The sequence below is a fragment of the Pseudomonas sp. IAC-BECa141 genome (genome assembly GCF_020544405.1).
Lineage (GTDB): Bacteria > Pseudomonadota > Gammaproteobacteria > Pseudomonadales > Pseudomonadaceae > Aquipseudomonas.
Genome location: NZ_CP065410.1, coordinates 110,208 through 123,530, shown reverse-complemented (window position 1 = coordinate 123,530; position 13,323 = coordinate 110,208). Strand labels below are relative to the sequence as shown.

At 59.6% G+C, this 13,323-nt stretch carries 13 protein-coding genes; 10 read left to right on the top strand and 3 right to left on the bottom strand.

Features of this window, described 5'->3' with window-relative positions; translation table 11 throughout:
- Window positions 1-369: 369 nt before the first annotated feature.
- On the bottom strand, window positions 370-1,590 hold the full coding sequence (locus tag I5961_RS00600; RefSeq protein ID WP_085702200.1) for a CaiB/BaiF CoA transferase family protein: 1,221 nt from the start codon (window positions 1,588-1,590) through the stop codon (window positions 370-372).
- A gap of 13 nt (window positions 1,591-1,603) precedes the next feature.
- A complete protein-coding gene (locus I5961_RS00595) occupies window positions 1,604-2,785 on the bottom strand; it encodes an acyl-CoA dehydrogenase (RefSeq protein ID WP_085702201.1) in 1,182 nt (393 codons plus the stop codon).
- 158 nt (window positions 2,786-2,943) lie between these two features.
- On the opposite strand from I5961_RS00595, the gene I5961_RS00590 reads away from it, so the two are divergent.
- The 10 genes from I5961_RS00590 (at window position 2,944) to I5961_RS00545 (ending at window position 12,800) form a co-directional block, all read left to right on the top strand.
- Window positions 2,944-3,843 carry a LysR family transcriptional regulator gene (locus I5961_RS00590; RefSeq protein ID WP_085702202.1) on the top strand — a complete coding sequence of 300 codons (900 nt, stop codon included), beginning with the start codon at window positions 2,944-2,946 and terminating at the stop codon, window positions 3,841-3,843.
- 434 nt (window positions 3,844-4,277) lie between these two features.
- Window positions 4,278-5,399, top strand: coding sequence for a Re/Si-specific NAD(P)(+) transhydrogenase subunit alpha (locus I5961_RS00585; RefSeq protein ID WP_085690454.1), 1,122 nt, complete (start codon window positions 4,278-4,280; stop codon window positions 5,397-5,399).
- A 15-nt stretch (window positions 5,400-5,414) separates the two neighbouring features.
- A complete protein-coding gene (locus tag I5961_RS00580) occupies window positions 5,415-5,735 on the top strand; it encodes an NAD(P) transhydrogenase subunit alpha (RefSeq protein WP_003220416.1) in 321 nt (106 codons plus the stop codon).
- Window positions 5,735-7,183, top strand: a complete 1,449-nt coding sequence (locus tag I5961_RS00575; RefSeq protein WP_085696483.1) for an NAD(P)(+) transhydrogenase (Re/Si-specific) subunit beta — start codon at window positions 5,735-5,737, stop codon at window positions 7,181-7,183. Before I5961_RS00580 ends, I5961_RS00575 begins: the two co-directional genes overlap by 1 nt.
- A gap of 214 nt (window positions 7,184-7,397) precedes the next feature.
- Window positions 7,398-8,891 carry an acetyl-CoA hydrolase/transferase family protein gene (locus I5961_RS00570; protein ID WP_085696485.1) on the top strand — a complete coding sequence of 498 codons (1,494 nt, stop codon included), beginning with the start codon at window positions 7,398-7,400 and terminating at the stop codon, window positions 8,889-8,891.
- A gap of 321 nt (window positions 8,892-9,212) precedes the next feature.
- Window positions 9,213-9,428 carry a DUF1127 domain-containing protein gene (locus I5961_RS00565; RefSeq protein ID WP_011331828.1) on the top strand — a complete coding sequence of 72 codons (216 nt, stop codon included), beginning with the start codon at window positions 9,213-9,215 and terminating at the stop codon, window positions 9,426-9,428.
- Between the two features lie 332 nt (window positions 9,429-9,760).
- Window positions 9,761-10,078: a DUF2388 domain-containing protein gene (locus I5961_RS00560; RefSeq protein ID WP_064592550.1), complete on the top strand. Its 318-nt coding sequence runs from the start codon at window positions 9,761-9,763 to the stop codon at window positions 10,076-10,078.
- 107 nt (window positions 10,079-10,185) lie between these two features.
- On the top strand, window positions 10,186-10,494 hold the full coding sequence (locus tag I5961_RS00555; RefSeq protein ID WP_085702204.1) for a DUF2388 domain-containing protein: 309 nt from the start codon (window positions 10,186-10,188) through the stop codon (window positions 10,492-10,494).
- Window positions 10,495-10,521: 27 nt separating this feature from the next.
- On the top strand, window positions 10,522-10,842 hold the full coding sequence (locus tag I5961_RS00550; protein WP_085696491.1) for a DUF2388 domain-containing protein: 321 nt from the start codon (window positions 10,522-10,524) through the stop codon (window positions 10,840-10,842).
- On the top strand, window positions 10,839-12,800 hold the full coding sequence (locus I5961_RS00545; protein WP_085702205.1) for a DUF4105 domain-containing protein: 1,962 nt from the start codon (window positions 10,839-10,841) through the stop codon (window positions 12,798-12,800). The genes I5961_RS00550 and I5961_RS00545 overlap by 4 nt, the downstream gene beginning before the upstream one ends.
- Before the next feature lie 68 nt (window positions 12,801-12,868).
- On the opposite strand, the gene I5961_RS00540 is transcribed toward I5961_RS00545, so the two are convergent.
- Window positions 12,869-13,312 carry an anti-virulence regulator CigR family protein gene (locus tag I5961_RS00540; RefSeq protein ID WP_085702206.1) on the bottom strand — a complete coding sequence of 148 codons (444 nt, stop codon included), beginning with the start codon at window positions 13,310-13,312 and terminating at the stop codon, window positions 12,869-12,871.
- Between the last annotated feature and the right edge of the window lie 11 nt (window positions 13,313-13,323).

Below are 13,323 nucleotides of genomic sequence, written 5' to 3'. Positions count from 1 at the left end.
CGTTAGCGGGAGGCGAATTCTACAGCGTTACACGCTGCTGTCAACACCTCTTTTTCTTCGCTTTCGACCGAGAAGATCGAACCGTTGAAAGCGCCCCAACACACCGGCATTTCCAACGCCTTCCAGGCTTCGATGAACTGAAGCGACCCGCCTTCGAAACCTGCTTAACTCATTGAATCTCAATGAGTTTTCCGTTTCGACTGCGCCGGAAGTGGGGCGAATTATAGAGACTCAGAATCTGCCGTCAACCCTTAATTTCGCTTTTCTTTCAATAACTTGCGAAAAAGCCAAAAAACACTCAAGTCCCTCTTCAAGTCCCTCTATATAGAAGAAGGATTCAGCATCCCCCCTTCTATATAGAAAGAGCCATCAGAGCACCCCATCCTCTTTCATCGCAGCGACTGCTCCCGCCCCAAGACCCAGTACCCGCTGCAAAACGTCGAATGTATGCTCGCCCAGCAAAGGAGGCGCATGGCGATACTCGACAGGCGTCCGCGACAACCGGATCGGGCTAGCCACCTGCGGCACCGTCCCCGCCAGCGCATGAGGCAGCTCAATCGCCAACCCGCGAGCCTTCACCTGCGGATCCTCGAACACCTGCGACAGATCATTGATCGGCCCACACGGCACCCCTGCCTGCTCCAGCTGAGCCACCCACTCGGCAGTCGTCTTGAAGACAGTCGCCTGGCGGATCAACGGAATCAGCACAGCGCGGTTCGCCACCCGCAACTTATTAGTCGCGAAACGCGGATCGTCCGCCCACTGCGGCTGCCCGGCCACTTCGGCAAATTTTCGGAACTGTCCGTCATTACCTACCGTGAGAATGAAGTCGCCGTCTGCCGTAGGAAAATCCTGATACGGCACGATATTCGGATGCGCATTCCCCAGCCGTTTCGGCGCGGTCCCGGTCGTCAGATAGTTCATCGCCTGGTTGGCCAGGCACGCCACCTGCACATCCAGCAGCGCCATATCGATATGTTGCCCACCGCCAACATGATCGCGGTTAGCCAGCGCGGCCAGGATCGCCACAGTCGAATACAGGCCGGTCAGAATATCCGTCAGCGCCACACCCACCTTCACCGGGCCGGCGCCTTCATCGCCTTCAGGACGTCCAGTGAGGCTCATCAGCCCGCCAAGTCCCTGGATCATGAAGTCGTAACCCGCACGCTTCGCATACGGCCCGGTCTGACCGAAACCAGTGATCGAGCAATAAATCAGATCCGGATTGACAGCCTTCAATGACTCATAGTCCAAGCCATAAACCGCCAGACCACCAACCTTGAAGTTCTCGATCAGGATGTCCGACTTGGCAGCCAGCTCACGCACAAGCTTCTGACCTTCGGGACGCGTGAAGTCGATCGTCACCGATTGCTTGTTGCGATTGGCCGACAGGTAATACGCCGCCTCGCTGGTGTTCTCGCCATAAGCGTCTTTCAGAAAGGGCGGACCCCAGGCGCGGGTATCGTCACCATTGCCCGGGCGCTCAACCTTGATCACTTCCGCCCCAAGATCGGCGAGAATCTGACCAGCCCATGGGCCGGCCAGCACTCGCGATAAATCCAATACCCGCAGATGCGACAGCGCGCCCATGGTCGCTCTCCTGTTAATAGAACGCCTGCAGGCCGGTCTGCGCACGACCGAGGATCAGCGCGTGAACGTCGTGAGTACCTTCATAGGTATTCACTACTTCCAGGTTAACCAGGTGACGGGCCACGCCGAATTCATCGGAGATCCCGTTGCCACCCAGCATGTCACGCGCCATGCGGGCGATTTCGAGAGACTTGCCGCAAGAGTTGCGCTTCATGATCGAAGTGATCTCAACCGCAGCAGTGCCTTCGTCCTTCATGCGACCCAGACGCAGGCAGCCTTGCAGTGCCAGAGTGATTTCGGTCTGCATGTCAGCCAGTTTTTTCTGGATCAACTGAGTAGCAGCCAGCGGACGGCCGAACTGTTGACGATCCAGGGTGTACTGGCGAGCGGTGTGCCAGCAGAACTCGGCCGCGCCCAGCGCACCCCAGGAGATGCCATAACGTGCAGAGTTGAGGCAGGTGAACGGACCTTTCAGACCACGCACATCCGGGAAGATGTTTTCTTCCGGCACGAACACGTTGTCCATGACGATCTCACCAGTGATCGAAGCCCGCAGGCCGACCTTGCCGTGAATCGCCGGGGCGCTCAGGCCTTTCCAGCCCTTCTCCAATACAAAGCCGCGAATATCGCCGGCGTCGTCCTTGGCCCAGACCACGAACACGTCGGCGATCGGGCTGTTGGTGATCCACATCTTGGCGCCGGTCAGGCTGTAGCCGCCTTCGACCTTGCGTGCACGCGTAATCATCGCGCCCGGGTCGGAACCGTGGTTCGGCTCGGTCAGACCGAAACAGCCGATCCACTCACCGGAAGCCAGTTTCGGCAGATACTTCTGTTTCTGTGCTTCGGTACCGAATTCGTTGATCGGCACCATCACCAGCGAAGACTGCACGCTCATCATCGAACGGTAGCCGGAATCAACACGCTCGACTTCACGAGCAATCAGACCGTAACTGACATAGTTGAGGCCGCTGCCACCATACTGCTCGGGAATGGTCGCCCCCAACAGGCCGACTTCACCCATTTCACGAAAGATTGCCGGGTCAGTCTTCTCATGTCGGAAGGCTTCCAGAACGCGCGGCGCGAGGCTCTGCTGGGCGAATTGCTCGGCAGCGTCGCGGATCATGCGTTCTTCTTCAGTGAGCTGTTGATCCAGTAGCAGTGGATCGATCCAGTTGAAGCTAGCTTTACCGCCCATGAGTGAGTCCTCGCAAATCGGGTGAATTAACGTGGCATTGATCCTAGGCCCGCTTCGCCCTCCCGGCAAACGAGGATTTCGCATCCTGTTGTGCTAATTTCTCACTCCGAAACGTCGCGAGATGCCGATTAAGCGATGTATTAGTGAGGTTGACGTACATGCGCCGCAAGATACCCAGCACCACCGCCCTTATCAGCTTCGAAGCCGCCGCCCGTCACGAGAGCTTTACCAAGGCCGCCGAAGAACTTTCCCTCACCCAAGGCGCCATTTGCCGACAGATAGCCAGTCTCGAGGACTTCCTCAGTGTCGAACTGTTCCGACGCTCCCGTCGCGGAGTAAAGCTGACAGAAGCGGGGCTTTCCTACAGCCGTCGAGTAGCGACCCAGCTTGATGCCGTCGAGCGCGACACGCTGTCAGTGATGGGTCAGCAAGGCACCAACGTGATCGAGCTCGCCGTGGTGCCCACCTTCGGCACGCAATGGCTGCTGCCAAGATTGAAGGACTTCCAGATCAAGCATCCGGAAGTAACGGTCAACCTGACCAACCGTACCCGCCCTTTCCTGTTTGCCGACACCGAGTTCGATGCTGCCATCTACTTCGGCGATGCCGATTGGTCGGGTACCGAATCCCACAGACTGATGGGCGAGAGTCCGATGCCGGTGTGCAGCCCCACCCTGCTCGGCAACAAAACTCACCTGACACCCGATGAAATCGCCGATCTCCCTCTCCTCCAGCAAACCACCCGCCCCTATGCCTGGCGACAGTGGTTCAACTCGCAGCACCTGAACATCCCCCGAGACATGACAGGTCCGCGCTACGAGCTATTCTCCATGCTGGCCCAGGCGGCCATGCACGACATGGGCATCGCGCTGATCCCGCCATTCCTGATTCAACGCGAATTGGCCGAGAAACGCCTGGTGATTGCCAACCCGAACGCGCTCTCCAGCATCAAGGCGTATTACCTGATGATTCCGGAGCGAAAGGTCGAATCGGCCTCCCTCAAGGCTTTTCGCGATTGGCTGGTGAATCAGGCACACAGCTACAACCTAGAGGGCTAAAGGGTTTCAGCGATTACTAACCCCGTAGTCAGGAAAATCAAAGCCCTACAGATATAACTATTTGTCGCAAATAGACAGACTGTATCCGAAAGTCGTACAGACGTCCCACAAGCGCCTGCCGACGTGGCTTTGCGCCCTCATTCGCGACTCATTGCGGCCTATTCACGTCACCGATGAGAAAAATCTTCAAATTCATCCAGACTCCTTGAAAGGCACGGCCTGCAAGGGATTCAACTGGCCATCTGCGACATTCGGTCACGGGATGACTTGTAGTTAATTTTCCGTCACCCGTCATAATCCCTTGAAGGGCATAAACTTCGCCTGCAAAATGCCGCGCCCCGCCCTGATTTGGCGGGATCGTGCTGATCGGCCGCCCCAGTCGCACCATCCGTAGTGCATGGGTTTACTCAATAAGATCACGCAGGAGATTTGACGTGCACATTGGTGTTCCTCTCGAAACCCAGACCGGTGAAACACGGGTTGCTGCAACCCCGGAAACCATTAAAAAGCTGATCAGCCAAGGTCATAAGGTCACTGTGCAATCCGGCGCCGGCGTTAAAGCCAGCGTTGTCGACAGTGCCTATGAAGCGGCAGGCGCAACCATTGGCAGTGCCAATGACGCGTTTGGCGCCGAGCTGATTCTCAAAGTGGTCGCGCCAAGCGATGCCGAGCTCACGCTGATCAAGCGCGGCACAGTGCTGGTGGGCATGCTCAACCCGTTCAACAACGACACCATCGCGAAGATGGCCGAGTGCGGGATTACCGCGTTCGCCCTGGAAGCGGCGCCACGTACCTCCCGGGCTCAGAGCCTCGACGTGCTGTCGTCCCAGGCGAACATTGCCGGCTACAAGGCCGTGCTTCTGGCTGCTCACTACTATCCACGCTTCATGCCGATGCTGATGACTGCCGCGGGCACCGTAAAAGCGGCGCGCGTGCTGATTCTGGGGGCCGGCGTGGCCGGGTTGCAGGCGATTGCCACGGCGAAACGTCTGGGTGCCGTCATCGAAGCGTCCGACGTACGTCCGGCCGTAAAGGAACAGATCGAGTCCCTCGGCGCCAAGTTCGTCGACGTGCCTTACGAGACCGATGAAGAACGCGAATGCGCGGTCGGCGTCGGCGGTTACGCCCGCCCGATGCCGGCGAGCTGGATGCAGCGTCAGGCCCAGGCCGTGCACGAGCGCGCCAAGCAGGCCGACATCGTCATCACCACCGCACTGATTCCGGGTCGCAAGGCACCGACGCTGCTCAGCGCGGAAACCGTGGCGCAGATGAAACCCGGCTCGGTGGTCATCGACCTCGCTGCAGCCCAGGGGGGCAACTGCCCGCTGACCGTGGCCGATCAGGTCGTGATCGAGAACGGCGTGACCATCGTCGGCCCGACTAACCTCGCCGGTGAAGTCGCCGCAGACGCCTCGGCGCTGTACGCACGCAACCTGCTGGACTTCCTGAAGCTGGTCTTCACCAAAGAAGGCCAGTTCGAAGTGAACCTCGAAGACGACATCGTCGCCGCGTGCCTGATGTGCCGCGACGGCCAAGTCATCCGCAAAAACGCCTAAGCAGGGATTCAGACGATGGAAGAGCTTATCTCCCCCGGTATCTACAACCTGATCATCTTCGTGCTGGCGATTTATGTCGGTTACCACGTGGTCTGGAACGTTACACCCGCGCTGCACACGCCTTTGATGGCCGTGACCAACGCCATTTCGGCGATCGTGATCGTCGGCGCCATGCTCGCCGCCGCACTGACCGTCACCCCGCTGGGCAAGACCATGGGCACCCTCGCGGTGGCACTGGCCGCGGTCAACGTGTTCGGTGGCTTCCTGGTCACCCGCCGCATGCTCGAGATGTTCAAGAAGAAAGCCCCGAAAGCAAAAGAAGAGGCGCCTAAGTAATGAGCATGAACCTCGTCACGACGCTCTATCTGATCGCGTCGATCTGCTTCATCCAGGCCCTCAAAGGCCTGTCGCACCCGACCACGTCGCGCCGCGGCAACCTGTTCGGCATGCTCGGCATGGCGTTGGCAATCCTGACCACTGTCGGCCTCATCTATAAGCTCGGCGCGCTCTCTTTAGAACAAGGCGGGGCCACCGCCGGCATTGGCTATGTGATCGTCGGTCTGCTGATCGGCGGCACCGCCGGTTCGATCATGGCCAAGCGCGTTGAAATGACCAAGATGCCGGAACTGGTTGCGTTCATGCACAGCATGATCGGTCTGGCAGCGGTGTTCATCGCCATTGCTGCCGTGGTCGAGCCGCAGTCCCTGGGCATCGTCAAGCAACTGGGCGACTCGATCCCGGCGGGTAACCGTCTGGAGCTGTTCCTCGGCGCAGCCATCGGTGCAATCACCTTCTCCGGTTCGGTGATTGCGTTCGGCAAGCTCTCGGGCAAGTACAAGTTCCGTCTGTTCCAGGGCGCACCGGTACAGTTCAGCGGTCAGCACAAGCTGAACGCAGTATTGGGCCTGGCGACGCTGATCCTCGGCGTCACCTTCATGCTGACCGGCAACCTCGCCGCGTTCGCACTGATGCTGGCCCTGGCGTTCGTCATGGGCGTGCTGATCATCATCCCGATCGGCGGCGCCGACATGCCGGTGGTGGTGTCGATGCTCAACAGCTATTCCGGCTGGGCGGCAGCGGGTATCGGCTTCTCGCTGAACAACTCGATGCTGATCATTGCCGGCTCGCTGGTGGGTTCGAGCGGTGCGATCCTCTCGTACATCATGTGCAAGGCGATGAACCGTTCCTTCTTTAATGTACTGCTCGGCGGTTTCGGCAACACCGCGGACGCCGGTCCTGCCGGTGAGAAGGAAGCCCGTCCGGTGAAATCCGGTTCGGCTGACGACGCAACCTTCCTGCTGACCAACGCCGACACCGTGATCATCGTGCCTGGCTACGGTCTGGCGGTGGCCCGTGCGCAGCATGCGCTGAAAGAGCTCACCGAGAAACTGACCCATCATGGCGTGACCGTGAAGTATGCGATCCACCCGGTGGCCGGTCGGATGCCCGGACACATGAACGTACTGCTGGCCGAAGCCGAAGTGCCGTACGACCAGGTGTTCGAGATGGAAGACATCAACTCCGAGTTCGGCCAGGCCGACGTGGTGCTGGTGCTCGGCGCCAACGACGTGGTCAACCCGGCCGCCAAGAACGATCCGAAATCGCCGATTGCCGGCATGCCGATCCTCGAAGCGTTCAAGGCCAAGACCATCATCGTCAACAAGCGCTCGATGGCCAGCGGCTATGCCGGTCTGGACAACGAACTGTTCTACCTGGACAAGACCATGATGGTGTTCGGCGACGCGAAGAAAGTCATCGAAGACATGGTCAAAGCGGTCGAGTAAACCTCGCCGGCAATACAGAACGCCCCGACTTGTCGGGGCGTTTTTGTTAGCGCAAACCGTCGGACAATTTGCCGCGTTGTTGCAGATCCAGTAACGGTGTTTTACTTGAAACCCGCTAAATAGACGCCTCGTTTGCGACCTTGGTAGCGGGACAGGCGCTCGCGAAATTCACTAGACTGCGCATCCTGCTACTCGCTGCCCGAGAAAATAATCCATGTACCGTGACCGTATTCGCCTGCCTTCGTTGTTGGATAAAGTGATGAGCGCCGCCGACGCCGCTGCGCTGATTGAGGACGGCATGACCGTCGGCATGAGCGGCTTTACCCGTGCCGGCGAAGCCAAGGCCGTGCCCCATGCGCTGGCCGAGCGAGCCAAGGTCACGCCGCTGAAGATCAGCCTGATGACCGGTGCCAGCCTGGGCAACGACCTCGACAAACAACTGACCGAAGCCGGCGTGCTGTCGCGGCGCATGCCGTTCCAGGTCGACAGCACCTTGCGCAAGGCGATCAACGCCGGCGAAGTGATGTTCATCGACCAGCACCTGTCGGAAACCGTCGAACAACTGCGCAATCAGCAACTGAAGCTGCCGGACATCGCCGTGATCGAAGCCGTGGCCATCACCGAACAGGGCCACATCGTGCCGACCACCTCGGTGGGCAACTCGGCGAGCTTCGCGATCTTCGCCAAACATGTGATCGTCGAGATCAACCTGGCGCACAACGCCAACCTCGAAGGCCTGCATGACATCTATATTCCGACCTATCGCCCGACCCGTACGCCAATTCCACTGGTAAAGGTCGACGACCGCATCGGCAGCACTGCGATCCCGATCCCGCCGGAGAAGATTGTCGCCATCGTCATCACTCAACAGTCGGACTCGCCATCCACTGTGTCGTCGCCGGATGTCGACACCAAGGCCATCGCCGATCATCTGATCGCCTTCCTCAAGCAGGAAGTCGATGCCGGGCGCATGACCAACAAGCTCGGACCGCTGCAGGCCGGGATCGGCAACATTGCCAACGCAGTGATGTGCGGGCTGATCGATTCGCCGTTCGAAGACCTGACCATGTACTCCGAAGTGCTGCAGGACTCGACCTTCGACCTGATCGACGCCGGTAAGCTGAGCTTCGCCTCGGGCAGCTCGATCACCCTGTCGGAGCGGCGCAACAGCGACGTGTTCGGCAACCTGGAGAAGTACAAGGACAAGCTGGTGCTGCGCCCGCAGGAAATCTCCAACCACCCGGAAGTGGTACGGCGCCTCGGCATCATCGGCATCAATACGGCCCTTGAGTTCGACATCTATGGCAACGTCAACTCCACCCACGTCTGCGGCACGCGGATGATGAACGGCATCGGCGGTTCGGGCGACTTCGCACGCAACGCGCATCTGGCGGTGTTCGTGACCAAGTCGATCGCCAAGGGCGGCGCGATTTCCAGCGTGGTGCCGATGGTCAGCCACGTCGACCATACCGAACATGACGTCGACATTCTGGTGACCGAGGTTGGCCTGGCCGACCTGCGAGGCCTGGCGCCCCGGGAACGCGCCCGGGTGATCATCGATAACTGTGTACACCCGGATTTCCGCCAGGCGCTGAACGACTACTTCGAAAAAGCCTGCGCCATTGGCGGCCACACGCCGCACATCCTGCGTGATGCCCTGAGCTGGCATATCAATCTGGAAGAAACCGGACGCATGCTGGCCGTGTAATCCGCACAGATTTCCCGCTGGCGCAAACACAGTTTCGTCAGCGGGATTCTCAAAATCCCCAATCCCTACAAAAACTGTACTGCTGTACCGGTCATTTCCTACAGTCTTTCCCTACTTAAACCACCGAACTGGGCAAAAATGCACCAAATAGGCGCAGACAGGTACAGTTTGCGCAATTTTGACCCGTACACCCCCTATAAACAGTTAACTGGTGACTCACAATACAGGTGAACTGTATCTAGAGAGTCTGGCCAAACGAGAGGATCATGGGCACCAGTTAAACCACTACCTAATCCCGCCACAAGCGGAAGGATGTCAATCATGGAACGTACACTCAGTTCCGAACTGTTCTTCGAAGACAAAGCTGTAAAAACCCAGGCTTCCCTGCCTCTGCGCGTTATCGCCAACCTGATGCTGTGGCAGCGCCGCATCTCCAGCCGCCACCAACTGGCTCGTCTGGATTCGCGTCTGCTGGCTGACGCCGGGATTAGCGAAGCACAACGCTACGAAGAGCTGAGCAAGCCGTTCTGGCGCTAAGTAGCGTCGCTGGCTCTGGTCGCTAGACCCACCGCCAGCAACCCGAATTGAATACACAAGACCCGTCGCGGGAAACCGCGACGGGTCTTGTCGTTTCAGGCCTGAAAAACCTGATACCCAAGCCTGAAACATCAGATAGGTACAGTTTTAAAAACCAAACAAACGATAATTACAGTTGCGAAAAATGTGTTCAGGCCAGCACCCTGACCACTGTGCGAATCCGCAAGGTGAGCCTAAGATCCATGCAGAACGTGGCGAATGCTGTGCGAATGGCGTCTGACCCTCAGACACCGAGCCACCTCTCAATACGGTTTACCCACAGGAGTTCTCCCATGTCCCGCCTTCGTCTGCTCAGCGCCGCCGCCCTGCTGGCCGTAGCTGCCAACGCCAGTGCCAGCAGCTTCATCGTTACTACCGACGCCGTGGTTGGCGCGCTCAAGTCCTCCTCCGATGCCACGTCCGACGTCACTTCGTCCTTCCGTGACGACAAGATCGTGCTCGCCGCCCGTGACGACGCTGCCAGCTTCGTGGCCAGCGAAGGCGAAATCCGTGGCGTGAAACTGGAGAGCGCACTGGATCACATCCGTCATCAGGCTCCGCAACTGAACGCGACCGACGCACAGCTGGCCCAGGCCATTCTGACGATCTAAGCGACAGGAACATTCCGGGACACGCCGGTCATGTCCCGATGTTTCGGCGCTGGCTCCAGTCCGGGCATTGCGCTAGCCTTGGGACTCGCCAACAGTTGCCGAGTCCCATGCGTTTTCTTTCAAATCTGCTCATCCCCTCCGTACTGATCGCCGCCTGCTGGACTCCTCTGGCAGACGCCTTCGATGTGTCCACACAAAACACCGTGGTCAGCGTCTGGGCCACCGGCATGGTGTCTTCCGCGCCGTTCGACCGTAAACTGATCATCGCCGCGCAGGACGATGCTGCAGCGTTCGTTGCCAGTGACGGCCAGATGCGCGGCGCACAGCTGGAATCCGCCCTGCATTACCTGCGCAAAAGCCGGCCAAAACTTCATGTCAGCGACCTTGAACTGGCACAGGCAATTCTCGTCCAATAGTCATCCCTGTCTTTTCGGAGTCGTTCCATGCGTAGCCCGCTGATTGCTGCCGCCCTTGGCATGCTGTTGTTAGCCGATATGGCCCAGGCGCACACCCTGGTAGCCACCAGTAACATCATCGTCCGCGCCTCCCAGCGCACCATTGATTTCACCTCCGACACCACCACGTCGATTCGCGATTCGAAAATCATCCGCGAAGCCCACGACGACGCCGCCAGTTTCGTGGCCACCGACGGTGATATCCGTGGTGCAAACCTGGAAGCCGCCTTCAATACCTTGCGCACCCGCGTGCCGGAAGCTCGCGACGCCAGTGATCAGGTACTCGCCGAAGCCATCCTCGCACTGTGAAGTCATTCGGCGCCTGGCTGCTGGCCGGGGCGTTGTTGCTGCTTGGCAACAACGCCCACGCCGGCCTGCAATTGCAGCTCAAGACCGATGGCCTGAGCCCCGCCCAACAACAAGCCAGCCAGGCGCTGCTCGATGAAGCCATGCAGGCCTTGCCGCCAAGTTTCATCGAACGCCTGGACCGGCGCATCGATGTCGGCTGGACCGACGACATGCCCGGTAACGCCTACGGCCAGGCGACGCTCGTCTCCGAGCTGGACCTGAACCGCAAACTGCTCGCCAGCCTTACCGACGGCAGTGCGGCGCAAGAAAAAACCAATCGCCCCCACGGCACGGTTCGCCGCGAACTGCTGGCCACAGTGCTGCACGAAATCACCCATATTTACGATCGCGCGCGCTTGTGGCCGGCGGCCGAACGCACGCTGATCCAGCGCTGCACCCGGCGCAACAACAGCGCCGGGCTGATCGGCATTCCCGATGAATGCCGCGGCCAGAACGGTCGGCGCTTCACCCTCAGCGATGATCCACGCCTGCTCGATCTTGCCGGCTGGCAGCAATACGTCGGGCGCCGGGGTGAGCGGGAACAGCACAACCGGCAGATCGCCCGCAGCCCCGATCTCTACGAAATCTCCAGCCCGAAGGAGTTTGTCGCGGTCAACATGGAGTATTTCCTCCTCGACCCGAGTTACGCCTGCCGACGCCCGGCGCTGTATCGCTATTACCAGCAACACTTCGGCTGGGCACCGCCGGCCAAGGATGCGTGCGCCAAAACCTTCGCCTTCCTCAATGCCGGCAACGACTTTGCCAAACAGCCCCTGGGCCAGGTCGATCCGGAGCGCGTGTACGCGGTGGATTACCTGTTGGCCGAAGCCAACCAGAACTGGGTCAGCCGTTGGGGCCACAGCATGCTGCGTCTGGTGATCTGCGCACCGGGCCGGCCGCGCGGGCCGGACTGCCGACTGGATCTGGATCAGCATCTGGTGCTGTCATACCGCGCCTTTGTCGGTGACGTGCAGCTGTCGAGCTGGGACGGTCTGGTCGGCAAGTACCCGTCACGACTGTTCGTGCTGCCGCTGGCGCAGGTGATCGACGAATACACCAAAACCGAACTGCGCAGTCTGGCATCTGTGCCACTGAACCTCTCGCGCAGTGAAATCGAGGGCGTTGTCGAACACGCTGCCGAAATGCACTGGAGCTACGACGGCAATTACTTCTTCCTTTCCAACAACTGCGCCGTCGAAGGCCTGAAACTGCTGCGCAGCGGCAGCAACAACGCCCGGCTCACCGGCCTCGACAGCATCATGCCCAACGGCTTGCTGGAAGTATTGAAGGGGCGTGGCCTGGCCGACACCAGCGTGCTCGATGATCCGAAAGAGGCGTTACGCCTGGGTTATCGTTTCGACTCGTTCCGTGACCGTTATCAGGCGATGTTCGATGTCTTGAAGAAGCAATTGCCGATCAAGCAGACAACCGTCGAGGAATGGCTTTCGCTGTCTGCCGAAGAGCGCCGCCCCTGGTTCGAACGGGCCGACTTGCGCACCAGCGCCGCACTGCTATTGCTGGAGCAAGCCAGTTTCCGCCGCCAATTGTTGCTGGCTCAGGATGAAGTCAAGCAACGCTACCTCGGCGCCCGGGAGCTGGAGAACGGCGGTATGGACAAGGCCAATGCGACGTTGCAGCAGATCCTCGCCAACAGCGGCTTCCTCAGTCGACCGGCAGAACTGCTCGATTCCCGGGGTTATGGCCTGCCGCAACCGAGCGAATTCAGCCGGCTTGAAGCGGAAAGCAGCCAGCGCCAGAAACAGTTGCTGGCTCTGACCGGCGATCTCGACAAGGAAGTGCGCGCGCTTCTTGAGCCAAAACGAGCGGCCGAGATCGCGGCCAACGAGGCGAATGTGAAGCAGATCGGCGAGCATCTGCGCAAACTGCACAAAGCGTCCGGCGGACTGGAATTACCCTGAAAAACACCGGCCCTGAAAACAAAAGACCGCAGCCAATAAAGGCTGCGGTCTTTTTTATTGCCTGACGATCAGTACAGAACGCCATCCAACACTTCGTAAACGACCCCGGTGCCCACCGCGATCAGCACGATGTCACCGCCGGCACGACGCCATTCATAACCCGGGTAATACGGCAGACGACTCAACGCCCGGTTATCCAGCCGTTCGCCGTAATAGCCATGGGGCAGCGGCCGGCCACGTACCAGATGGATGCCTGGAGGTGGCGGCGCACCGCGAACGAAGTAGCCATGATTGTCGCGGATCACCTGACGCACCGGGCCGAAATCCCGAGGCGGCGGGCCACCGCGATGGTTGCTTTGCCAATCATGATGATCGCCACCGCGATTGTCGTAGTGGCCCTGTTGCGGGCCGCCGTGGTCGTGATCGTCGCGCGGATCGGCGCTGGCCAACAGCGGAGTCGCGCTGATCATCAGCACGCCCAGACTGGCAATCAGACGTTTCGGCATTTTCATCGGGTCTTTCC